Origin of the sequence: Bacillus sp. PDNC022, assembly GCF_016919285.1 — a bacterium.
Taxonomy (GTDB): domain Bacteria; phylum Bacillota; class Bacilli; order Bacillales; family Bacillaceae; genus Bacillus; species Bacillus safensis.
Genome location: NZ_CP070345.1, coordinates 1,677,575 through 1,700,094, shown reverse-complemented (window position 1 = coordinate 1,700,094; position 22,520 = coordinate 1,677,575). Strand labels below are relative to the sequence as shown.

Sequence of the window (22,520 nt, the reverse complement as noted above, 5' to 3'; positions counted from 1 at the left end):
TATAAAACATTATTCCTGCTGAATTTGTTAAATTATTTTAATCAATTTACGCTTTAATTTGTTGAAGTGATTGAGACTTTAGTTTATAAAAATCCCTCTTTATCCCCATTTACGTTTTTAAAAAATATATGAGATTAATATTGCAATAAATTATTCTATTCATTATAATGAATTTGTTCACACGTTTGTGCTAGGCTCTTTACATAGTGAAAATTCAGAAAAAACAAAAGAAATAGAAAGTAAGCTATTTAGGGACTTTTTTACGCTATTTCTTAAATCTGAATCTCATCTTCTATCGAGACCTTTGAACTAAAAACATATTATAAGGGGGAATACAGTTGAAAAAGCGTTGGTCTGTTGTTACTTTAATGCTTATTTTCACACTTGTATTAAGCGCTTGTGGTTTCAGCGGAAACAAATCAGGCGACAGCAGTTCTGGAGAGGCTAAAACAACATTAAATGTGAATATCTCCACTGAGCCTTTTTCTCTACATCCGGGATTGGCAAATGATTCAACTTCAGGTAGTGTCATCCGTCAGACTTTTGAAGGGTTAACAAGAATTAACGCTGAAGGAAAGCCAGAAAACGCAATGGCTTCTGATATCAAAACAAGTGCTGATGGTAAAACTTATACATTCACACTTCGTGATGCAAAATGGTCTAATGGTGACCCTGTAAAAGCAGAAGATTTCGAATATGCTTGGAAATGGGCATTAGATCCTAAAAATGAATCTCAATATGCTTACCAGCTTTACTATATTAAAGGTGCTGAAGCAGCGAATAAAGGGAAAGCGAAAGTTGCTGATGTTGGCATTAAAGCTAAAGACGACAAAACGCTTGTAGTAGAGCTAGAGAACCCAACACCGTTCTTTACTGAACTAACTGCATTCTATACTTATATGCCAGTCAACAAAAAAGTGGCTGAAAAGAATAAAAACTGGTACACGAATGCTGGTGAAAACTACGTATCTAACGGACCATTCGTTCTATCTAAATGGAAACATGGCGGTTCTATCACGCTTGAAAAGAACAACGATTACTGGGATAAAGATACTGTGAAATTGAAAAAGATCAACATGTCTATGATCAAAGATACGAACACTGAGCTTAGCATGTTCCAAAAAGGCGAGCTTGACTGGGCTGGTTCTCCAACTGGAAACCTTCCAACTGAGTCTCTACAAAAATTGAAAAAAGATGGCGGTCTAAAAATTCAAACGATCGCAGGTGTTTATAACTATAAATTCAACACTGAAGTAAAACCTTTAAACAATGTAAACATCCGTAAGGCACTTGCATACTCAATTAACCGTCAAGCGATCGTTGACAAAATTACGCAAGGTGAACAAGTTCCTGCCATGGCAATCGTTCCTCCAACAATGGAAGGTTTCGAGGGCAACAAAACTGGCTACTTCAAAGATCATGATGTAACAGCAGCAAAAGATCTCCTTGAAAAAGGTGCAAAAGAATTAGGCTATAAGTCAGTTTCTGATCTTCCAACATTGAAATTGTCTTACAACACAGATGAAGCCCACCAAAAGATTGCACAAGCAATTCAAGAAATGTGGAAGAAAGACTTAGGATTAAAAGTAGAACTTGATAACTCTGAGTGGAATGTTTATATCGATAAACTTCACAGTGGCGATTACCAAATCGGACGTATGGGCTGGTTAGGTGACTTTAACGATCCAGTGAACTTCCTTGAGCTTTACAAAGATAAAGACGGTGGGAACAACGACACTGGATGGGAAAGCAAGGAATATAAACAATTGTTGAATGATTCTGCAAAAGAAACAGATAAAACAAAGCGTGAAGAAATGCTGAAAAAAGCAGAAGAAATTCTCATCAACGATATGCCTGTAGCACCAATCTACTTCTATACTCAGCTTTGGGTACAAGATCCAAAACTAAAAGGTGTAGTTGTATCTGGTCTTGGTGATGCTCAATACAAATGGGCACATTTCGAAAAGTAATAGTTATAGTGTAAGAGATCTACGGCAAGGATCTTAAGGTATATGGAGGATGTCTCTCCATATACCTTTCTTGCTGATTAGAGAAATTGTTGTAAAATCATGGAGGTGCAATTCCGTTGCTTAAATATATCGGTAAGCGATTAATATATATTTTAATCACACTGTTTGTTATTGTAACTGCAACTTTCTTTCTCATGCAGGCAGCACCTGGTGGTCCATTCTCTGGTGAGAAGAAACTTCCTGCTGAAATTGAAGCAAACCTAAACGAGCACTACGGATTGGACAAGCCCTTATTTGTTCAATATGTAAGCTACCTAGGTTCAGTTGCAACATTAGATTTTGGTCCCTCATTTAAATATAAAGGACAAACTGTAAATGACTTAATCAGTTCTGGATTCCCCGTTTCCTTTACCCTCGGAATTGAGGCAATTCTCCTCGCATTAGCATTTGGTGTATTGTTTGGGGTCCTTGCAGCGCTCTATCACAACAAGTGGCAAGACTATACGATTGCCATTTTAACGATATTTGGAATTTCAGTTCCAAGTTTTATTTTAGCAGCGCTACTACAATATGTTTTTGCATCTGAGGCAAGCTTTTTAGCGATTTTCCCAGTTGCAGGATGGGAGTCTTGGGCCAGCACCGTACTACCTTCTATTGCACTTTCCTTCATGCCAATGGCATTTATCGCTAGACTTGCACGGTCAAGTATGCTTGAAGTACTAAATAGTGACTACATTAGAACGGCTAGAGCGAAAGGATTAACAAAATCTGCTGTGACGATCAAACACGCCATCCGAAACGCATTGTTACCTGTTATCACATACATGGGACCAATGGCTGCTTCAGTTTTAACAGGCAGTTTTGTCGTTGAGAAGATTTTTGGTATCCCTGGATTAGGCTCTCACTTTGTCACAAGCATTACAAACCGTGATTACACCGTCATCATGGGTGTTACAGTCTTCTACAGTATTATTCTATTAGTCAGTATTCTAGTCGTTGACGTTCTCTACGGTATTATCGATCCTAGAATTAAACTGACGAAGGCGAAGAAAGGGGTCTAACACATGGAAGAGATGAGAAAAGATTTATTTGTGCCTGCGACAGCTGACGCAGCAGAATCTGAAAAAATTACTAAACCTAGTCTATCTTTATGGAAGGATGCCATGCTTCGCTTCCGTGCCAATAAACTTGCAATGGTTGGACTCACAATCATTTTTATTATTGTGATGCTGGCCATCTTTGTTCCGATGTTTTCTAAATATGATTACTCCACGACTGATTTGCTGAATGCGGACCAGCCGCCTTCAAAAGAGCACTGGTTCGGTACAGATGATTTAGGACGTGACATGTTTGTCCGTACATGGGTCGGGGCAAGAATTTCGATCTTCATCGGTCTTGCTGCAGCGGTCCTTGACGTGATCATCGGTATTATCTGGGGAAGTATTGCTGCGTTCAAAGGCGGCCGTACAGATGAAGTGATGATGCGTATCGCAGACGTTTTATGGGCAATTCCAACACTATTAATGGTTATCTTAATGATGGTTGTTCTGCCAAAAGGATTATTAACGATTATCCTCGCCATGACAGTCGTAGGCTGGATTAACATGGCACGTATTGTTCGGGGCCAGGTTTTACAATTAAAGAGTCAAGAATACGTTCTTGCAGCACAAACATTAGGTGCGAAAACATCTAGACTTTTATTTAAACACTTAATTCCTAACTCAATGGGACCAATTCTTGTGACGATGACATTAACGATTCCTTCTGCTATTTTCACGGAAGCATTCTTAAGTTACCTAGGGCTTGGTGTGCCTCAGCCATTAGCAAGTTGGGGAACGATGGCGTCAGACGGGATTCCAGCAATGACTTACTACCCGTGGAGATTATGGTTCCCAGCCGCATTTATCTGTATTACAATGTTTGGTTTTAACGTGGTTGGAGACGGACTAAGAGACGCTTTAGATCCGAAGTTGCGTAAATAAGGAGTGATTAGGATGGAACGTGAACGTATTCTAGAGGTGAAAGACCTTGCAATCTCATTTAAAACATATGGTGGAGAGGTTCAAGCCATTCGTGGTGTGAACTTCCACTTAAATAAAGGCGAGACACTTGCTATTGTAGGTGAATCTGGCTCTGGTAAAAGTGTGACATCACAAGCCATCATGAGATTAATTCCGATGCCGCCGGGTTATTTCAAGCGCGGACAGATCCTGTTTGATGGGCAAGATATTGTTAAGAAAACCGAGAAACAAATGCAAACCATTCGAGGAAAAGACATCTCAATGATCTTTCAAGATCCGATGACGTCTTTGAATCCAACGATGAAAGTCGGGAAACAAATTACAGAAGTGCTGTTCAAACATGAACAAATTTCAAAAGAAGCGGCTGAAAAAAGAGCCATTGAACTATTGGAGCTTGTAGGAATTCCAATGCCTGAAAAAAGAATTAAACAATACCCGCACGAATTTAGTGGCGGAATGAGACAAAGGGTTGTCATTGCGATGGCGCTTGCTGCAGATCCAAAGCTGTTGATTGCCGATGAGCCGACGACTGCACTTGATGTAACGATTCAGGCGCAAATTTTAGAATTAATGAAAGAAATTCAGCAAAAGGTCGACACTTCGATTATCTTTATTACGCATGATCTAGGTGTTGTTGCCAACGTCGCTGATCGTGTAGCAGTTATGTATGCAGGACAGATTGTGGAGACAGGGACTGTTGATGAAATTTTCTACAATCCAAAGCATCCGTATACATGGGGACTTTTAGCATCAATGCCAAGCCTGGATACAGATGGCGGAGATGAAGGAAAGCTGACTGCAATTCCAGGAACACCGCCAGATCTGACAAACCCGCCGAAAGGAGATGCATTTGCACTCCGCAGCGATTATGCAATGAAAATTGACTTCGAACAAGAACCGCCAATGTTCAAAGTATCAGATACGCATTATGTGAAATCATGGCTACTTCATCCGAATGCACCTAAAGTTGAACCGCCTGCTTCTGTAAAGGCGAGGATGCGTGAACTAGAAGGTAGCTACGAAAAACCTGTATTAGTAAAAGAGGGTGAATAGCATGGCAGAAAAACTGTTAGAAATTAAAAATTTGAAGCAGCACTTCCATACAGCAAGAGGAACTGTGAAAGCAGTTGACGGTGTTTCATTTGATATTTACAAAGGTGAAACGCTTGGTCTTGTAGGTGAGTCTGGTTGTGGTAAATCCACTACGGGCCGTTCGATCATTAGACTTTATGATGCGACAGACGGTGAAGTTCTTTATAAAGGGGAAAATGTACACGGGAAGAAATCAAGACAAAAAATGCTTGAGTTCAACCGTCAAATGCAGATGATCTTCCAAGATCCATATGCTTCACTTAACCCAAGAATGACAGTGCTTGATATCATTGCAGAGGGCATCGACATTCATGGTCTTGCGAAAACAAAGCAGGCGCGAAAAGAGCGTGTGTTCCAATTACTTGAAACTGTTGGCTTGAACAAAGAGCATGCGAACAGATACCCGCATGAATTCTCAGGTGGTCAAAGGCAGCGTATTGGAATTGCACGTGCATTAGCAGTTGAGCCAGATTTCATCATCGCTGATGAACCAATCTCTGCATTAGACGTGTCGATCCAAGCGCAGGTCGTCAACTTATTGAAAGAGCTTCAAGAGGAAAAAGGCTTAACGTATTTATTCATTGCGCATGACCTGTCCATGGTAAAATACATCAGCGATCGTATCGGCGTGATGTATTTCGGAAAATTGGTTGAGCTGGCACCAGCGAATGAATTATACGAAAACCCGCTGCATCCATATACAAAATCATTGCTGTCTGCGATTCCGCTCCCAGATCCTGATTATGAGCGTAACCGCAAACGAATCAAGTATGATCCATCTGTTCATAAAGGAACAAACACCGAGTTCCGTGAAGTGAAGCCAGGTCACTTTGTGAGCTGCACAGAGGAAGAATTCAAAGAGCTTCAAGCGAAACAATCATAAGAAGAAAGAAGCACTGCTAAGTCAGTGCTTCTTTTTTTATTTTACAAAAAAACAAGATGATGGTAATTTTTAGTTAAGTACAAGCAGATACCGGAGGAAATCATATGTCCATTTGGAAAACTTATCGTTATTCATTACTTCATGTTCTCATTGTATTCATGCTTTTTTCAACGTCTTTTTTCACGAAACCAAACGGAGGAAAGTGGATGCTTGCGTTTATGGTGCTCATTGGGATTGTGTCTTTTTCGGTGGAATATATGCTTAACCGGAATACAAGCGGTCAGAAGCAAGAGACACGGCGTGTAAAATATCTTTATTTGATCATGTTTCAAATTGCGATGACACTGATCCTGTTTGTCTGTTTTCAACTCGTCATGAATCGTTCGTTATAAAACTTTTTTTACGTTAATTGAAAAAAAGTGAAACTACTTAAGAGTTTGCTGCGTCTTACTAGTACAGGCGTTTAAATAGCAGGAAATCGGGAATATCTAAAGAAGTGGTTCTTAACTATAGCATAAGGAGCAGATCCATGAATTGGTATGAAAAGCTCAGTGAATACTTCCCGATAGAAGAAATGAAGTCAAAAGAGCATATGGAAGCTTTATTAAAGGAAAGAAGTGATATTTATCATAAGGAGGAAGGACTTCATCATGTGATGATGTACGCCGAATTTGATTCTTTCATCTTTATTGATTATTTATTTGTTTCCAAAGATGCAAGAGGTGAAGGCCTCGGATCAAAGCTTATTCATAAGCTGAAGGAAAAAAAGAAACCGATCTTGCTTGAGGTCGAGCCTGTAGATGAAGATGATGCAGATACTGCAAAACGCCTAAAGTTTTACCAAAGAGAGCACTTCAAGCATGCAGAATCAATCGGTTATAAACGCAGGTCACTTGCAACAAATGAAGTGAACCGCATGGAAATTCTTTATTGGTCGCCTCTTACAAATCATGAGGAAGAGATCATGGAAGCCATGAGGAAGACCTATGAACGAATCCATACGTATAAAGATGAAGAATGGTATGGACAATCGTATGAGGACGTTGATGATGTATTGAAGATCATTGAAAATAGAAAGCAAAAAAATATTTTCGATCATCTCGACTAAATGAGAATGTTCAGACATCAAGCAGCACCACAAAATGAATGAAATTGTCTAGTTTTTGTCACAAAAATTGCAAGAAAATCTGTTCACACTTACTTTTTTATAGTATAATCACTATAAAGATTACTTATTTAGAACAATTTTAATTTAAGAATACAGATCAATATTCATTCTACAAATTGAGGAGTGAAGATTTATGGTAACATTATACACATCACCAAGCTGTACATCATGTAGAAAAGCAAGAGCGTGGTTAGAAGAGCACAATATCCCATATCAAGAGAGAAACATTTTTTCTGAGCCTCTTTCAATCGATGAAATCAAAGAAATTCTTCGAATGACAGAAGACGGTACAGATGAAATTATCTCAACACGTTCAAAAGTATTCCAAAAACTAAATGTCAATGTTGAGACAATGCCGCTTCAACAATTGTATAAACTAATCAATGAGCATCCAGGTCTTCTGCGTCGTCCAATTATTTTGGATGAAAAAAGACTACAAGTTGGATACAATGAAGATGAAATTAGACGTTTCTTACCAAGAACGGTTCGTACATTCCAACTAAGAGAAGCTCAGCGACTTGCTAACTAATAGAAAAACAAAAAGCTGCCGATCATTTGGCAGCTTTTTTTATTTGTTTTCAGCCGTTTGTTCGTAAAAGAGGCTGGCTAATATGACCACTATGACGGTTAAAAACGGAAGCATTAATTCAAGCGTGGCATGCTGTGCCATAAATTCAGTCAATTTCACATCACGCACAATCATTTCGCCGCCTGTAAAGGCCAAGAGCGCGCTTCCTCCGTATAAAAGAAACGGAAATTTGGTTAAAGCTGCATGAATCAGCTTGCTTCCCCAAATAATAATCGGTACAGAAATCATGAGGCCAAACGCGGTCAGAAGCATATTGCCTTTTGCTGCACCTGCAACTGCGATGACATTATCAAGTGACATAAAGAGGTCGGCAATCACAATGGTTTGAACCGCACGCCAAAGGGAGCCGCTGCTCTTAATCCGAATGGATTCCTTCTTTTGTTCAATTAACAGATTGTATCCTATATAAAGGAGAAAAAGACCGCCAATAAATTGCAAATAAGGGATAGTCAATAAATAAACTGCGGCACCAGTCATTGTAATTCTCATCAGCACGGCTAAAAGTGTGCCGATCCAAATGGCTTTATTGCGTTTGTCATTTGATAAGCTTCGACTGGCCATCGCAATGATGAGCGCATTATCTCCGCCTAAAATTAGGTCTATTCCAATAATCATCAGTAAGGATACGATCCACTCTGTTTCCATCCATTTCACCTCATGTCCCAAATAGAGCTCGTACAACCAATATATGAGGACAATTCAAATATATGTTTCTGCAAGTTTTCTCTGCAAAAAATGCGTTTTTATTTCTTTTATTCATGTTTTATCATAAAATAGACAGTACGAAGCAATACCTCAATTCTTTAAACGGTTAACATGTAGACGGAACGGGTAAAGTGTAGTAAAGTACTATTAATTGGGAGCTTGTATGTCCCTTCAACATCTTATATAGAAGGGAAGGTTGGCAAAATGGAAATCGAAAGAATAAATGAACATACAGTCAAATTTTATATTTCCTACGGTGATATTGAAGATCGCGGATTTGACCGTGAAGAGATTTGGTATAATCGTGAGCGCAGTGAAGAGCTGTTTTGGGAAGTAATGGACGAAGTGCACGAAGAAGAAGAATTTGCAGTAGAGGGACCGCTTTGGATTCAAGTACAGGCACTTGACAAAGGTCTTGAAATTGTCGTGACTAAAGCCCAACTTTCTAAAGATGGACAAAAGCTCGAATTGCCGATTCCAGAAGATAAAAAAGGTCAAACAGATGAAGAAAGCTTAGACGCACTGCTTGATGATTTTAATAAAGAAGAGCAAGATCAAGAAGACCATAATGAGAAGGACAAAAAACTTCAACTTCAATTTGTGTTAAAAATGGATGACTTTGAAGATTTGATTGCACTTTCTCAATTAAATATGCAGGATTTTACCACAAGTTTATATTCGTTTGAAAACCGTTATTATCTATATGTTGACTTCCACGAGGATTTGTCAGATGAGCAAGTGGAGAATAAGCTCAGCATTTTGCTTGAATACGCACATGAATCAGTGGTCAGCATCTACAGACTGAAAGAATACGGTCAGCTGATTATCGAAGGGAATGCCCTTGAAACGATTCAACAGCACTTCTCGTAACTTACAAAAAGTCGATTTCTATAGAGGAATCGACTTTTTTATCTGAATGAATAGATAAATAAAGAGATCGGCAAGGAGAAAATGAAATGAGAAATGTAGTCAAAGTTCTATTTTTTCTTATCATTACGATAGGTGCTTATTTAATCATCCAGTTGATTGCCGGTGATTTAGCGGTAAGTGTATTAAGTTCTGTCAGTGTTCTATTTACGTTATCGATTATCTTCATCGGATTTGTTATTTTCTTGGAGAACCGGAATCCGTCTCAAACGATTACATGGCTTGTCCTTCTTGGCAGCTTTCCGTTATTCGGCTTTTTGTTCTACATTTTCTTTGGACGCAATATCAAAAAGCGCCGGCTGTTTGAAAAGAAGGCGGTACTGGACGAGCAGTTAATCCAAGAAGATGAACGTATTCATAGAGAAGCGATTGAAAAAATGACGCATATGGGTGATCATCAGCAGCTCTTATTTAAGCTGGCCCATAGACTTGGACATACCCCTATTACATATCGCACGTCCTCTAAAGTCCTAACAAATGGTGAAGAAACATTCTCTCATATTTTTGAAGAGATCAAAAAAGCAACACATCACATTCATTTAGAATATTACATTCTCCGCCATGATGACCTTGGCCAAGAATTAAAGGATATTCTCATTGAAAAAGCGAAAAATGGTGTGATTGTCCGCTTTTTATATGACGATGTAGGAAGCTTAAAGCTCTCTCGTCAATATATTGCTGACCTAGAAAAGGCTGGCGTTCAGATCGTTCCGTTTTTACCAGTAAGGCTCCCCCTTTTAAATAATAAAATCAACTTCCGAAATCATAGAAAAATTGTCGTGATTGATGGAGAAGTAGGATTTGTCGGCGGGCTTAACATTGGAGACGAATACATGGGCAGAAGCAGACAATATGGATTCTGGCGTGATACCCATCTGATGATTAAGGGCGAAGCTGTTCGTGACCTCCAGCAGATTTTCATGCAGGATTGGTATTATATGACGAATGAAAGATGCTCAGGTGTGGACTATTTCAAAGATTTTACCCACATTGAAAGTACAACAGAAGGCGTACAAATGATTGCTGGTGGACCTGACAAGCAGTGGGAGGTCATTAAAAATCTCTTTTTCTCCATGATCATCTCCGCCAAAAAGTCCATTTGGATCGCTTCCCCGTATTTTGTGCCGGATGATGATATTTTGTCCGCATTGAAAATTGCCGCATTGAGCGGAGTAGATGTACGGATTATTGCGCCAAAGAATCCTGATAAACGAATTGTCTTCCATGCGTCTCGTTCATACTTCCCGGAGCTTCTTGACGCAGGTGCAAAAGTGTACGAGTATGATCAAGGCTTTATGCATAGTAAATTTATTATTGTGGATAGCGAGCTGGCTTCGATTGGAACGGCAAACATGGATATGAGAAGCTTTCATTTGAACTTTGAAGTGAATGCCTTCCTTTATAAAACGAAAAGCACAGAGAAGCTCGTCAACGATTTCTTAGGTGATTTAGAGCAGTCACATGAAATTGTTCCAGAAGAGTTTGCAAAGAGACCATTGAGGGTCAGACTGTTTGAATCAACAGCAAGACTATTATCACCACTTTTATAAAGATTGTATTTTCCCCCTTTTCTATAAGGGGGAATTTTGATTTTACTGAGGAAATGATCAGTAAAATCATCTTTTGACACGATAAAAATTCATTTTGTCTATTCGCTTCCTTAAAGACGAACAAGCTATAATACGGACATCAAAGAGCAAGGGGCGAACTGAATGAATGCAGCAATTATGGATAACGGTAAGCTTATCCGAATTACACATCATCTATCGAAAAGCCGGCTGGAGCATGTAAGAACGACGTGCAAATTTTATTGTCCTGAATGCAGGGAGGAGGTGCAATTAAAGCTAGGGGAGCATCGTGTCTATCATTTTGCGCATAAACAGCTGACAGCATGTCCGTTAGCCTCAGGTGAAACGGCTTATCATCAGGCGGGGAAGGAAGCCATTATGAATTGGCTTAGGCGGCTTGGATACAAACCGGCGCTGGAAAAGTATATGTCAAAGATCCATCAGCGTCCTGATGTGACCGTCTCTACAGGGAGTGCAGCCTATGCAATCGAATTTCAATGTGCAAATATTTCCCGGCAAGAGCTGCGCAGAAGAACAGCAGGTTTTCGTGAAGCAGGACTCTTACCTATATGGATGATAGGGGCAAATCGTTTAAAACGAAAATCTGCCCAGCTTTTTTCTTTCTCTTCCATTCATTGGGGAATTTTAAGGGAATCAGAGAAGCGGCGGTTGATTTTTTTCTGCCCGATCCAGAATCGGTTCATCCATCTTGATCAATTCCTCGTGTTTCAACCTACAAAAGTATGTGCCGCAATGACTGTCAGACCACCTTCAGCATACCGCGAACTTCCGGCACTCCTATCCCCGCCCTCAAGCAAGCGTCAAGTAAATCAACAATGGCTTAAATGTATACAGCAATTTAGGCAGCGTCCTCCTCGCATTTTATCAAATGAAAGCAAACGTTTGAGAGATATCTTTTATGAGCATCATCAAACAGCATTCCCTTTTTTGCCAACTGAATTATTTATCCCGCTGCAAGAAGCGTATATCTTTACAAGTCCCGTGTATGTTTGGCAGGGATGTCTCTATGATTGGATGGTGAGGAAAAAAGGAAACGGAAGAGTGACGCTTCAACAGCTGATGATGGAAATCAATCGATGTGTGCAAATGAAAGAAGTAAAACTCCGATATGGCGATGTTTCAAGAGAAGAAATAAAAGAGGTGATCACTGCATATGTAAAGGGGCTTATTAGACAAGGGTTTTTACATATGACGAAAGAGGGTAATTATGAAGTATCGTCGAATCAAATGCCTATACGAACAGCAGATGAAGTGTTAAAACGGGATGCTTTCTTATTTCATTAGCATGTTTCATGACCACTTTGATCATGATAAGAAAAAGGTGGTGCTGCTATTGAATCGAAAGAAACGCTTTTTTCTCATTTTTTTAGTCTGTTTGGTATTTATTTCTGCATATGATTTGACAAATATAGTTCAAAACAAAGAAGATAAATACAACACCAATTTTTTTCACTTTCCGAAAGGTTGGTTCAACACAACTCATGCAAGGGGGATTCATATGACTTCACAAAACAAAAACAATCATTTACCAGACAGAAGCGAAGTACAAGAAGAAAACAAATGGCGTCTTGAAGATATTTTTGAAAGCGTCGATGCATGGAACAAGGAATTCGAAGCGGTCAAAAAAGAAATTCCGAAGCTGGCCCAATTTAAAGGCAAGCTGGCCCATTCTGCTGATGTCTTGTATGAAGCCCTAACCTTTCAGGATCAACTTTCTGAAAAGCTTGGCAAGCTTTATACATATGCGCACATGAAATATGATGAAGATACAACGAACTCATCATTTCAGGCGTTAAATGATAAGGCATCAAATCTATTTACACAGCTGTCTAGTACATCTGCTTATATTGTTCCAGAGATTTTATCGATTCAAGAAGATAAATTGCAGCAATTCATTCTGGAAAAAGAAGAATTAAAACTGTATTCACATGCTCTTGAAGAAATTAATAAAGAGCGTCCACATATTTTAAGTGAGGAGCAAGAAGCTTTATTAGCTGAGGCATCTGAACCACTTTCATCTTCATCTACTACTTTTAGTATGTTTAACAACGCCGATATTTCGTTCCCTTCTGTAAAGGATGAGAATGGAGAGGAAAAGAAAATTACCCACGGCAACTTCATCACATTTTTAAATAGTGATGATCGTGAAGTGAGAAAGAATGCCTTTAAAGCTGTGTATAAAACGTATGATCAGTATAAGAACACACTTGCTTCTACACTGAGCGGTTCGATTAAGAAGGATAATTTTTATGCAAAAGTACGAAATTATCAATCGGCAAGAGAAGCAGCACTATCTCGAAACAGCATCCCGGAAGAAGTGTATGACAATCTAATTGATACAGTTCATCAATATTTACCGTTATTACACCGCTATATTGAATTACGTAAAAAGGTATTAAAGCTTGATGAAGTGCACAATTACGACTTGTATACACCACTTGTGAAAGATGCTGGCATGAAACTCACCTACGATGAAGCAAAGGATTACATGCTGAAAGGGCTAGCGCCATTAGGAGAAGAATATGTTTCCGTGTTAAAAGAAGGACTCGACAATCGCTGGGTAGACGTTTATGAGAATAAAGGGAAACGAAGCGGTGCGTATTCATCTGGAAGCTATGGTACAAATCCATATATCCTCATGAACTGGCAAAATAATATTGATAATTTGTTTACGCTGGCTCATGAATTTGGTCACTCTGTCCACAGCTACTATACAAGAAAGCACCAGCCATATCCGTATGGAAACTATAGTATCTTTGTAGCTGAAGTGGCTTCCACTACAAATGAAGCGTTACTAGGCGAATATCTGCTTAATCATTTAGAGGATAAAAAGCAGCGTTTGTATGTGTTAAACCACTTGTTAGAAGGATTTAGAGGAACGGTATTCAGACAAACGATGTTTGCTGAGTTTGAGCATCTTATTCATGTGAAAGCACAAGAAGGAGAGGCTTTAACGCCAGAATTTATGACAAACCTTTATTACGATCTGAACAAGAAGTATTTTGGTGACGGCATGGTGGTTGATAAGGAAATTGGATTAGAGTGGACGAGAATCCCTCATTTCTATTACAACTATTATGTGTATCAATACGCGACAGGCTATAGTGCTGCGCAGGCATTAAGCAAGCAAATCTTACAAGAAGGAAAACCTGCGGTAGAGCGCTACACAGATTTCCTTAAAGCAGGAAGCTCTGATTATCCAATCAATGTGCTGAAAAAAGCAGGTGTTGATATGGCTTCTAAGGAACCAATCGAAGCGGCATGTCAATTGTTCGAAGAAAAACTAAAAGAAATGGAAGAGCTCATCTCCAAAACAGGTGAGTAATGAAAAGACTTCTGTCAGATGTGTGAGTGCTATCTCATCTTTTGACAGGAGTTTTTTTCTCATAAAAAAAGACCTCTTCAGATGTCGAGGCCGTTCCTTATCAATCATCAACCTTTAAAACCTCTAAAGGTCTTACGGTGATTCATTCGATAAAGCGTAAAAAGAATCGAAGCAAATAAGAGTGGAGACGTCAAATAAAGAGGAAGCATCTTCATTAAGCCTAATATATTTAAAAAGAAACATAAGCCAATGGCAACAAGTCCAATAGTTGTGCTGCGCATGCAGATCCCCCCATTTTGTTGTTACTTTCACTATATGAAAGTGACAACCCTCTTATGTTTTGTGACAAAAATATGAACATATAGTATATCTGTTGTCATAAGTCGACAAAATTTGATATACTACAGATGTGAAATTAATCACATACAAACATTACCCCTTTGTTTGACCGTGAAAAATTTCTCCCATCCCCTTTGTTGTCGTTAAGACATAGTGAAACCGCGCTTATCCCGGCGCGGTTTCTTCGTACTTATAAATAGAACAAATGTTCTTGATAGAGGTAAAGAAAAAACATGGGTCAGCACCCATGTTCATTCTCACAACGATAGACATCAAGATCTGTATGGTGATCATTTTCTTTATAGCGCCAAAACATTTCTTGCTGTACTTGTACACGTTCTACCTTTTGAGCGAAAGCCAGCTTCTTCATTTCTCGTTCAACTTCTTCAAGCGTCAAGTCATAGACAACGGCTATCTCTTTTGCGGAAGCAAATTGAAAGTAAGCAATAAACCATTCAATTGGAGGCCGTTCTGAAGGTGTTGGTTTTTCACCAATCATTTCAAAAAGGATTTCCTCGTATATATCATAAGAGTAGGCACCTGAAATTTTTAATCCTTCATCTCCATTTACGGTATTAAAAAAGGCGAAGGTTGGAAGCTCAGAAACGTCCATTTCAGCTGCAATTTTCATATCACATTGTAGGGCTTTAACAGCACTTTGAGAATGAATGTCACGCTGGAATTCTTCTATGTCCAGACCAGCATTTTTTGCATTTTCTAGCAGCACCTGCTCACTTGTGACATCCTGCTGATGGCAAAAAAGTGATTCTTGAATGAGACGCAAAAATTTCATTCCGCATTTTCTGCCTTGAAGCTCCGCCGCTTTTAGTGCGAGTGAGGCGAGGTAGGGTGATGTCACAATTTGTTCAGACAGTATTTGTTCTTTTTTGGTCTGTGTTTTAGTGGCAAATTTTCCCCATGCTTCAGTCAGTAAATGCTTCTTTCTTTTCCGATTCAATGCATTAATACTAGAGCTTGTTACCGTTCGTAAAGTGAAAAAACGGCCATATTTCATTTTTAATTTTTTAATGGATGGCTCTAATAACCAGCAGTCTGGGCTTAGAGGATCAATGAATACATAGATTTCAATCGGCTTTTGAGGATGTCCGTGACAGTGTGAGAAATATTGATCGTGCGTATTGCAGCTCAAGATCGTCCATCCTTTTCAGGTGTTTGATTGACCATATGGCGAGCCGTCAGAGAAAGCCGCTCAAATAAAAAGTCACGAATATCGCCGGTTAGTCCTACTTGATCCATTGCATCCTCCATGCATTCAAGCCATGCGTCAGCCCGCTTCTCAGTAATCGGAAAAGGGAGATGTCTCGCCCGCAGCATTGGGTGGCCATGCTCCTCTGTATAAAGCGGTGGTCCGCCTAAATATTGCGTTAAGAACTGTTTTTGTTTTCTTGCTGTTTCTTTTAAGTCATCCGGGAAAATAGGATGAAGCAAAGGATGACACTTTACATTTTCATAAAAAGTATCAACAAGTTGCGATAGAAGTTCCTCTCCAACCGCTTCGTAAGGTGCGTTAAACGATTGTACCATGTTGACTACTCCTTTTACTCGTAGTTAATAGGATGACTCACCCTATTGCGCATTTCATTTATTTCAAAAGTGATATTCAGTTTGTTCTATTTTATTGTTTCTATTCTTGTACTTATTTTAACAACCTCAACTCGATTCCACAAACAAACCGCTTTGGTCTGCTCGAAATAAAGTGAGAGTCGGGTTCCGTGATCAATTGACCATATCATAACATAACCCTGTTAAATTAGGGGGAAATAAATAAAAAAGCAACAGTCTCTTTCTTTTTGAAGTTGGATTTGTTATAAATATTATTTAAATTTGTTAATTTTTCAAAGAAAAAACCACCCTAACTAAAGAGTGGTGAATAAATAATGAAATTTATGGGTTATCCATAGTTCTTAAATCTAATCCTGCTAAAATAAATACTGGATCGTCATTCTCGTCTAAAATTTGGAATTCGTAATTCTCTGGTTTTTTAAGATAATCTAATTGCTCAATATCTAAATTTTTTTGGAGAGGAAGATATTGAATTATTTTGACATGATTATTTTTTTTATTTAGCTGTTTCACTAGTAAATTCCCATTAACATATTTCTGTTGATGGAGTAAAGAATTACTGATTTCTGTATTGCCGGTTATATCAGCGAAATTGAATGAAAAATCATTAGCTGTATTCTGTAATTTCTTCAATAATTTTCTATCCATAGATATATCCATGCTTAAAGTAAGTATATATTTGCTAATTTTAATCTCTAAAAAGTCGTTCTTTAAACTTTGACCGAATAACTCTTGGAACTCTCGAATGGATGTATAACTTTCGGAAGTACTACCAGGGTTCGGTTCAGTTAAATCCGGATCGTTGTTTACTCTAGAATTATCATTTGAATTATTAACATTGCAACCGACTAGTGCGATAATAAGTAGAGCGAATAAGAAAAATTTTCTGGTTTTCATATATTATTTAATTTTTTTTGAAGACTTATCTGAATATTCTCCGTAAGTATATTTTACATTTACAGCCGTTCTTTTAACAACAGTTCCTCTATTATATTCTTTGATTTGCCCTATAGATTGAACAGCTTTTGAACCTGTTTTAATTGTAGTAGTAGATTTAGCTGGTATATTCCATTTATAGGAAACTTTTATACTATCTGATTTTCCCCATGATTTTTCCGCAGTGATACCAACTTTCGCAGTAACTAATTTCCAATTAGCTCCAACTTCTCCTGAAGCTCCAACTGATCCATTGGAAAATCTTGATCTAGTTACTGTCCTTGTAACACTATCTGTTTTTGAGCTATTGTTTTTAACGGTTGTTGACCAATTTTGGTGTTTATATGTCTTTTTGGAAGTTTGAGTATAATCCTTTCCGTCGTAAGGATTATACATAGCAGACATAAAATACTCTTCTTTTAAATCATACTCTAGTGGTTTAGCAAGTTTTACAGAAGTTATTTCTAAGTTTTTGCTTTTTGATAATGTAGTGGCGTTAGACTCTGTGAAGGGTACCAGTGCTAGTGCAGTAGTTAGTCCGAAAATAGTCACTGTCTTTTTTAAATTTAATCTCATAAATTAACCTCTTTTCCAAATTTACTCTATTCATAAAAATAATAATTCATTTGTTCTATTTTGTAAATACATTATAAGTAAAAATGTTTATTTTTTGGAGTGTAGAAGGAAATCGGAAGTTTGGATTTAATGTATTTATCAGCTTAAAGTTGCTTTTGTAACTAATTAATAGAAAAGCGTGCTCCTTTAAACTATGTGGAAAGGTCTAGTTAAGGAGAATACAGCAAGTAAGTTCTTCTAACTAAGAAGGTTAGAGTTTTTTAAACATAATTTAAATGTAGATCATATTTTAAAAAAATATAAAAAAGCCTGTAGAAATATTTTAATTTCTCTACAAGCTAGTAAATTCGATTTATAATAGAAGGCAATATTTAAATATATTTATGAGGTTATTCTCTTCGGTTTAAGCGAAATATTGAGCTGTGATTTTCTTTACATAATTTTGTGTTTCTTTAAATGGAGGAATGCCTCCGTATTTATCAACATTTCCTGAGCCTGCATTATAAGCAGCTAAGGCGAGTGAGACATTTCCATTATATTTCTGAAGCATTTGTTTTATATACTTCGTACCGCCTTCAATGTTTTGGGCCGCATCAAAGGCGTTCTTTACGCCAAGTGACTTAGCAGTAGATGGCATGAGCTGCATGAGCCCAAGCGCACCTGCGTGGCTGACAGCATTCGCGCGATAGCCGGATTCCTGCTTGATGACCGCGTGAATCAGTTTTGCGGGAACGCCATGCTTTTGAGCCATTTGTGACACGATTTGATTAATCTCTTTTGATGATGAACCGCTTGAGACTGCCTCTTGAAGCGGCGGTGTGTAGCTGTTGTTTAAGACATTTCCAATGCCATTCGCTGTATTTAATTGATTGTCATTTGCATACAAAGATTGGGCCTGAAGCTGCTCACTGCCGGAAGTGGCAGATAAATATGGGTTTGTACGTGCATATTGCGTGTTAGGAGCCGTTGATGTGTCCGTGCCCATAAAAGCTGAGATGGAAAGCGGGAGACGTGATAATTCTGATCCGCCTAAAAAATCTTGCAGCAGCGATTGAAATGAAGCTTGGGCATTTGATTCTTGACCGGCAGACATTTGCGTTTGTGCTGGATCTGTCTGTAACGTTTTAAGCGCTTGAAGCTGCATAAAGGATTGAAGTTGATTGACGTTCATCATGTTCCTCCTTCAAGGAATTCATCTATTCTGTGTTTTCATTTTCTCTTCATAAAAACGAACGACTTTGTTTTTCGTGTTTCGTACTGGGATATGAAATTTTCGGAGCAATGCGGAGAAAGCGGTTTGTCCGATTTCCAGGTCGCTCACTTCAAATTCAAGTTCATAGTCCTCTACTGTTAAATATCGGCTGTGATCCAAAACAATTAAGCCTTCTTCGATCATTTTTTCTGCTCTTGACGTTTCAAGCGAACCAAAGTACACAATTTGATCCTTTTGAATGTTCAGGTGGTCTAATCTGTCCGCAACTTCACCTTCTGGCAGCTCAAAATCGTCAAATTGTGATGGGGGAGCGATCGTTTGGTGGGTTTCGAGCAAGCCTATCTCGTGCGGTTCCTTTAATGTAAGAACCCAATGACCGTCTTTTTCTCTCATTCTTAATGCAGCCAATTGAGATTTTATATCGAATTGAGGTGTATCAAAATAATAGTTGGTTTGCGTATGGAAATCTGCATCCTTCAATTGAAAATGCTGTTTCAGCTGTTCAAATTCTTCTTTCATTAATAATTGCTTTAGTTCTATTTCAATTTCCTGTGCCATTTTGACATCAACCTTTCATTTAGAGGAAATATGATTATTGTACATGAAGTGTGTTCACCAGTAAAAGACTGTTTTTTCTCTTTATTTTCTTTAGGTGTGGACCAAAATAAATGAAGAATCATGGGAAAGGATCATTTAAAAGAGAAAAACAGGATTTTCTCAAAAAGTTCGGTTTATCAATATTGAACTTGATATGATAAAATAAAGCTGTACTTTGTTGTAAAGGAGATCATGATGCAAAACAGAATTGAAATCACAGAAGCAACTTTAAAAGAAGACAGGCTAATTTTGACAATCCAGTCAGAAGAGCAAATCCAAAAAGCAAAAGCATCAGGACAAATGCTTGTTGATTCTGATCACTTTGCGTTCGTTTACATACTTGAAACCGAGGAGTCCTTCTCGTATCTTATTTTAGGGGAACATACATGGGCTCCATTAAAAGAAGCAATGAATCGTGACATCCCTGTCTATTTGGCATCGGATGAACAATCGCTGGAACTCATTCAGCTTCAACAGGAATTACATTATTTAATCGACAATATTAAAGACAATGCCAATTACGGAGATATGGAAGAGAAAGTGAAAAGCACATTCCTCTGAAATAATTAGGTATATGGAATTGGGGGAAGTTTCATGGACAAAAAACAATGGGATCAATTCCTCGCACCGTATAAACAAGCAGTCGAAGAATTAAAAGTGAAACTAAAAGGCATTCGAAAGCTGTATGAATTCGAGGATGACCATTCACCAGTAGAGTTTGTCACAGGCCGAGTGAAACCCGTTGCCAGCATATTAGAAAAGGCAAAGCGTAAAAACATCCCGATGCATGAGATTGAAACGATGCAGGATATTGCTGGGCTTCGCATTATGTGCCAGTTTGTAGAAGATATACAAGTCGTGAAAAAAATGCTCCAGTCACGTAAAGATTTTGTGGTTGTAGATAAACGCGACTATATTGCAGAACATAAAGAAAGCGGATACCGCTCGTACCACCTTGTTGTGTTATATCCGCTGCAAACCGTAAGTGGAGAGAAACAGCTCCTCGTCGAAATCCAAATTCGTACGCTTGCGATGAACTTTTGGGCGACCATTGAGCATTCTCTGAATTATAAATATAGCGGGAATATCCCGGAGAAGGTCAAGCTGCGCCTTCAAAGAGCATCTGAGGCAGCATCTCGTCTCGATGAAGAAATGTCCGAAATCAGAGGGGAAATTCAAGAAGCACAAGTGGCATTTTCCCGGAAAAAGAAAAACGACAGCTGAGCCAGTTTGATCAAATATGATGCTGCCCTCTCATAGCAGCAAGGTGGAAAAGGAGAAGAATTCATGAAATTTGCAGTTTCTTCAAAAGGGAATTCTGTATCTGACACGCTCAAAAGCAAAATTCAGACCTACTTATTGGATTTTGGTATGGAACTAAATGAAGAGGAACCGGATCTTGTCATTACGGTTGGTGGAGACGGCACCCTTCTTTATGCGTTTCACCGTTATAGCGACCGTCTAGATGAAACAGCTTTTGTCGGTGTTCATACAGGTCATCTCGGTTTTTATGCTGACTGGGTGCCAAGTGAAATTGAAAAACTTGTCTTAGCCATTGCGAAAACACCTTATCATATTGTGGAATATCCGATCTTAGAAGTCATTGTCAGATACAACGACGGCGGCAGAGAAGAGAAATATTTAGCGATGAATGAATGTACGATTAAAAGCATGGAAGGGACACTTGTGGCAGATGTTGAAATTAGGGGTCAGCTGTTTGAAACATTTAGAGGTGACGGTCTTTGTCTGTCTACACCATCTGGCAGTACGGCCTATAATAAGGCACTGGGTGGTGCCATTATTCACCCTTCCATTAGAGCCATTCAGCTGGCAGAAATGGCTTCAATCAACAACAGAGTGTTTCGGACGGTCGGTTCACCGCTTATTTTGCCTGACCACCATACTTGTGTGATTAAACCAAGGAATGATGTCGATTTTCAGGTGACCATTGATCATTTGACACTGCTTCATAAAGACGTCAAATCCATTCAATGCCGGGTGGCAGACGAGAATGTCCGTTTTGCCAGATTTAGACCGTTTCCGTTTTGGAAAAGGGTGCAAGATTCCTTTATCGGAAAAGGAGAATAAGAAAGAGGTTGTTCCCGCTGGAATACTTTACGTTAAACAAAACCATGACAGCCAAAGAAGAAGGGCTGCTTTTAAAGGAATATTTAATTGATCTTGGCATTTCGAAAAGAATGCTGACAGATATTAAATTCGCTGGTGGTGACCTCCTCATCAATGGAGAGCATGTCACCGTGAAGTGCGAGCTGCATGAAGGCGACAGGCTCACCATTTTATTTCCCGAGGAAAAAGTGAGTGAAGGGCTGAAGCCTGCACCAATTCCGCTTGATATTATATTTGAGGACGAGCATGTCCTTGTGCTGAATAAAAGGCCATATATCCCTTCGATCCCTTCTCGGGAGCATCCTGAGCACAGTATTGCGAATGGATTGCTGCATCATTATGCAGAGCAGTCTGTTCGGCATACGGTTCATTTGGTGAACCGCCTTGATCGTGATACATCTGGCGTCATGCTCGTGGCGAAGCATCGCTTTGCCCATAGCCTTTTATCAAAGGCGCAAAAAAGTGGGGCGGTTAAACGAACGTACAGAGCCTTTACACATGGCATGATCACAGAAAAACAGGGAACGATCGCTGCAAAAATTGCCCGAAAAGGGGATAGTATCATCGAGCGGATGGTTGATGATACTGGGCAGGAGGCAGTGACGCATTATTCCGTGCGAGCGGTAATCGCTGAGTTGAACATGTCGGACGTGTCTCTTTCACTTGAAACCGGAAGAACACATCAAATTCGTGTTCATATGCAATTTCTTGGGCATCCGCTCATCGGAGATACGCTGTATGGCGGAACGGCCGAGCGGATAGACCGGCAGGCACTGCATAGTGAGACTCTTGTGTTTCCTCATCCGATGACAGGTGAGCAAATGACATTTTCAGCTCCGCTTCCTGATGACATGAAATCATTGCTTCTTTAAATAGAGA

24 protein-coding genes are annotated in these 22,520 nt (G+C 39.0%); 16 read left to right on the top strand and 8 right to left on the bottom strand.

All coding sequences use genetic code 11. The features are described from left to right. The first annotated feature begins 338 nt into the window (after window positions 1–338). The 8 genes from JVX94_RS08920 to spxA all read left to right on the top strand — a co-directional run bounded on the left by JVX94_RS08920 (window position 339) and on the right by spxA (window position 7,663). Window positions 339–1,970 carry a peptide ABC transporter substrate-binding protein gene (locus tag JVX94_RS08920; RefSeq protein ID WP_076840862.1) on the top strand — a complete coding sequence of 544 codons (1,632 nt, stop codon included), beginning with the start codon at window positions 339–341 and terminating at the stop codon, window positions 1,968–1,970. A 116-nt stretch (window positions 1,971–2,086) separates the two neighbouring features. Beyond that, window positions 2,087–3,031: an ABC transporter permease gene (locus tag JVX94_RS08915; RefSeq protein WP_205185333.1), complete on the top strand. Its 945-nt coding sequence runs from the start codon at window positions 2,087–2,089 to the stop codon at window positions 3,029–3,031. Window positions 3,032–3,034: 3 nt separating this feature from the next. Then, window positions 3,035–3,952, top strand: a complete 918-nt coding sequence (locus tag JVX94_RS08910; RefSeq protein WP_076840864.1) for an ABC transporter permease — start codon at window positions 3,035–3,037, stop codon at window positions 3,950–3,952. 12 nt (window positions 3,953–3,964) lie between these two features. Beyond that, on the top strand, window positions 3,965–5,044 hold the full coding sequence (locus JVX94_RS08905; protein ID WP_024425042.1) for an ABC transporter ATP-binding protein: 1,080 nt from the start codon (window positions 3,965–3,967) through the stop codon (window positions 5,042–5,044). 1 nt (window position 5,045) lies between these two features. Beyond that, a complete protein-coding gene (locus JVX94_RS08900; RefSeq protein WP_047201797.1) occupies window positions 5,046–5,966 on the top strand; it encodes an ABC transporter ATP-binding protein in 921 nt (306 codons plus the stop codon). A gap of 104 nt (window positions 5,967–6,070) precedes the next feature. Next, window positions 6,071–6,358 carry a hypothetical protein gene (locus JVX94_RS08895; RefSeq protein ID WP_095408196.1) on the top strand — a complete coding sequence of 96 codons (288 nt, stop codon included), beginning with the start codon at window positions 6,071–6,073 and terminating at the stop codon, window positions 6,356–6,358. A gap of 137 nt (window positions 6,359–6,495) precedes the next feature. After that, window positions 6,496–7,074, top strand: a complete 579-nt coding sequence (locus JVX94_RS08890; protein WP_205185332.1) for a GNAT family N-acetyltransferase — start codon at window positions 6,496–6,498, stop codon at window positions 7,072–7,074. 193 nt (window positions 7,075–7,267) lie between these two features. After that, entirely contained in the window at window positions 7,268–7,663 is a 396-nt protein-coding gene (spxA, locus tag JVX94_RS08885; RefSeq protein ID WP_003211421.1) for a transcriptional regulator SpxA, read from the top strand. Window positions 7,664–7,702: 39 nt separating this feature from the next. Here the strand turns inward: spxA and JVX94_RS08880 are convergent, their stop codons facing one another. After that, the gene (locus JVX94_RS08880; protein WP_144470163.1) at window positions 7,703–8,368 is read right to left on the bottom strand and encodes a TerC family protein; all 666 of its coding nucleotides are present in this window, start codon (window positions 8,366–8,368) and stop codon (window positions 7,703–7,705) included. A 264-nt stretch (window positions 8,369–8,632) separates the two neighbouring features. Here JVX94_RS08880 and mecA point away from each other — a divergent pair, with 264 nt between their 5' ends. From mecA to pepF, 4 genes are all read left to right on the top strand, one after another. Continuing rightward, complete coding sequence (mecA, locus tag JVX94_RS08875; protein ID WP_144470165.1) at window positions 8,633–9,298, top strand: adaptor protein MecA; 666 nt, start codon at window positions 8,633–8,635, stop codon at window positions 9,296–9,298. A gap of 86 nt (window positions 9,299–9,384) precedes the next feature. Beyond that, window positions 9,385–10,905, top strand: a complete 1,521-nt coding sequence (gene cls / locus JVX94_RS08870) for a cardiolipin synthase (protein WP_205185331.1) — start codon at window positions 9,385–9,387, stop codon at window positions 10,903–10,905. 162 nt (window positions 10,906–11,067) lie between these two features. Next, window positions 11,068–12,228: a competence protein CoiA family protein gene (locus tag JVX94_RS08865; RefSeq protein ID WP_205185329.1), complete on the top strand. Its 1,161-nt coding sequence runs from the start codon at window positions 11,068–11,070 to the stop codon at window positions 12,226–12,228. Between the two features lie 214 nt (window positions 12,229–12,442). Continuing rightward, window positions 12,443–14,269 (top strand): oligoendopeptidase F, encoded by a 1,827-nt coding sequence (pepF, locus tag JVX94_RS08860; RefSeq protein WP_345890808.1) that lies wholly within the window; start codon window positions 12,443–12,445, stop codon window positions 14,267–14,269. Between the two features lie 107 nt (window positions 14,270–14,376). Here the strand turns inward: pepF and JVX94_RS08855 are convergent, their stop codons facing one another. From JVX94_RS08855 to JVX94_RS08825, 7 genes are all read right to left on the bottom strand, one after another. Beyond that, window positions 14,377–14,550 carry a hypothetical protein gene (locus tag JVX94_RS08855; protein ID WP_024425034.1) on the bottom strand — a complete coding sequence of 58 codons (174 nt, stop codon included), beginning with the start codon at window positions 14,548–14,550 and terminating at the stop codon, window positions 14,377–14,379. 296 nt (window positions 14,551–14,846) lie between these two features. Continuing rightward, window positions 14,847–15,758 (bottom strand): ClpXP adapter SpxH family protein, encoded by a 912-nt coding sequence (locus tag JVX94_RS08850; protein ID WP_205185324.1) that lies wholly within the window; start codon window positions 15,756–15,758, stop codon window positions 14,847–14,849. Next, complete coding sequence (locus JVX94_RS08845; protein WP_048238502.1) at window positions 15,755–16,153, bottom strand: globin domain-containing protein; 399 nt, start codon at window positions 16,151–16,153, stop codon at window positions 15,755–15,757. Before JVX94_RS08845 ends, JVX94_RS08850 begins: the two co-directional genes overlap by 4 nt. A gap of 360 nt (window positions 16,154–16,513) precedes the next feature. Beyond that, the gene (locus tag JVX94_RS08840) at window positions 16,514–17,089 is read right to left on the bottom strand and encodes a hypothetical protein (protein WP_205185322.1); all 576 of its coding nucleotides are present in this window, start codon (window positions 17,087–17,089) and stop codon (window positions 16,514–16,516) included. Window positions 17,090–17,092: 3 nt separating this feature from the next. Next, on the bottom strand, window positions 17,093–17,704 hold the full coding sequence (locus tag JVX94_RS08835; protein WP_205185320.1) for a hypothetical protein: 612 nt from the start codon (window positions 17,702–17,704) through the stop codon (window positions 17,093–17,095). Between the two features lie 403 nt (window positions 17,705–18,107). After that, window positions 18,108–18,875, bottom strand: coding sequence for a lytic transglycosylase domain-containing protein (locus tag JVX94_RS08830; protein ID WP_205185318.1), 768 nt, complete (start codon window positions 18,873–18,875; stop codon window positions 18,108–18,110). A 21-nt stretch (window positions 18,876–18,896) separates the two neighbouring features. Continuing rightward, entirely contained in the window at window positions 18,897–19,475 is a 579-nt protein-coding gene (locus JVX94_RS08825) for a CYTH domain-containing protein (protein ID WP_095408205.1), read from the bottom strand. Window positions 19,476–19,709: 234 nt separating this feature from the next. Here JVX94_RS08825 and JVX94_RS08820 point away from each other — a divergent pair, with 234 nt between their 5' ends. From JVX94_RS08820 to JVX94_RS08805, 4 genes are all read left to right on the top strand, one after another. Continuing rightward, entirely contained in the window at window positions 19,710–20,075 is a 366-nt protein-coding gene (locus tag JVX94_RS08820) for a UPF0738 family protein (protein ID WP_044334768.1), read from the top strand. A gap of 33 nt (window positions 20,076–20,108) precedes the next feature. Next, window positions 20,109–20,738 carry a GTP diphosphokinase gene (gene yjbM / locus JVX94_RS08815; RefSeq protein ID WP_024425028.1) on the top strand — a complete coding sequence of 210 codons (630 nt, stop codon included), beginning with the start codon at window positions 20,109–20,111 and terminating at the stop codon, window positions 20,736–20,738. 63 nt (window positions 20,739–20,801) lie between these two features. Beyond that, on the top strand, window positions 20,802–21,602 hold the full coding sequence (locus tag JVX94_RS08810; protein ID WP_048238507.1) for an NAD kinase: 801 nt from the start codon (window positions 20,802–20,804) through the stop codon (window positions 21,600–21,602). 8 nt (window positions 21,603–21,610) lie between these two features. Further along, the gene (locus JVX94_RS08805) at window positions 21,611–22,513 is read left to right on the top strand and encodes an RluA family pseudouridine synthase (protein WP_205185316.1); all 903 of its coding nucleotides are present in this window, start codon (window positions 21,611–21,613) and stop codon (window positions 22,511–22,513) included. Window positions 22,514–22,520 lie beyond the last annotated feature (7 nt).

Excerpts from the sequence above, each read along its gene's own strand:
- JVX94_RS08910 (WP_076840864.1), top strand. The coding sequence starts at position 3,035 with ATGGAAGAGATGAGAAAAGATTTATTTGTGCCTGCGACAGCTGACGCA.
- JVX94_RS08905 (WP_024425042.1), top strand. The coding sequence starts at position 3,965 with ATGGAACGTGAACGTATTCTAGAGGTGAAAGACCTTGCAATCTCATTT.
- JVX94_RS08900 (WP_047201797.1), top strand. The coding sequence starts at position 5,046 with ATGGCAGAAAAACTGTTAGAAATTAAAAATTTGAAGCAGCACTTCCAT.
- JVX94_RS08895 (WP_095408196.1), top strand. The coding sequence starts at position 6,071 with ATGTCCATTTGGAAAACTTATCGTTATTCATTACTTCATGTTCTCATT.
- JVX94_RS08890 (WP_205185332.1), top strand. The coding sequence starts at position 6,496 with ATGAATTGGTATGAAAAGCTCAGTGAATACTTCCCGATAGAAGAAATG.
- spxA (WP_003211421.1), top strand. The coding sequence starts at position 7,268 with ATGGTAACATTATACACATCACCAAGCTGTACATCATGTAGAAAAGCA.
- JVX94_RS08880 (WP_144470163.1), bottom strand. The coding sequence starts at position 8,368 with ATGGAAACAGAGTGGATCGTATCCTTACTGATGATTATTGGAATAGAC.
- mecA (WP_144470165.1), top strand. The coding sequence starts at position 8,633 with ATGGAAATCGAAAGAATAAATGAACATACAGTCAAATTTTATATTTCC.
- cls (WP_205185331.1), top strand. The coding sequence starts at position 9,385 with ATGAGAAATGTAGTCAAAGTTCTATTTTTTCTTATCATTACGATAGGT.
- JVX94_RS08865 (WP_205185329.1), top strand. The coding sequence starts at position 11,068 with ATGAATGCAGCAATTATGGATAACGGTAAGCTTATCCGAATTACACAT.
- pepF (WP_345890808.1), top strand. The coding sequence starts at position 12,443 with ATGACTTCACAAAACAAAAACAATCATTTACCAGACAGAAGCGAAGTA.
- JVX94_RS08855 (WP_024425034.1), bottom strand. The coding sequence starts at position 14,550 with ATGCGCAGCACAACTATTGGACTTGTTGCCATTGGCTTATGTTTCTTT.
- JVX94_RS08845 (WP_048238502.1), bottom strand. The coding sequence starts at position 16,153 with ATGGTACAATCGTTTAACGCACCTTACGAAGCGGTTGGAGAGGAACTT.
- JVX94_RS08840 (WP_205185322.1), bottom strand. The coding sequence starts at position 17,089 with ATGAAAACCAGAAAATTTTTCTTATTCGCTCTACTTATTATCGCACTA.
- JVX94_RS08835 (WP_205185320.1), bottom strand. The coding sequence starts at position 17,704 with ATGAGATTAAATTTAAAAAAGACAGTGACTATTTTCGGACTAACTACT.
- JVX94_RS08830 (WP_205185318.1), bottom strand. The coding sequence starts at position 18,875 with ATGAACGTCAATCAACTTCAATCCTTTATGCAGCTTCAAGCGCTTAAA.
- JVX94_RS08825 (WP_095408205.1), bottom strand. The coding sequence starts at position 19,475 with ATGGCACAGGAAATTGAAATAGAACTAAAGCAATTATTAATGAAAGAA.
- JVX94_RS08820 (WP_044334768.1), top strand. The coding sequence starts at position 19,710 with ATGCAAAACAGAATTGAAATCACAGAAGCAACTTTAAAAGAAGACAGG.
- yjbM (WP_024425028.1), top strand. The coding sequence starts at position 20,109 with ATGGACAAAAAACAATGGGATCAATTCCTCGCACCGTATAAACAAGCA.
- JVX94_RS08810 (WP_048238507.1), top strand. The coding sequence starts at position 20,802 with ATGAAATTTGCAGTTTCTTCAAAAGGGAATTCTGTATCTGACACGCTC.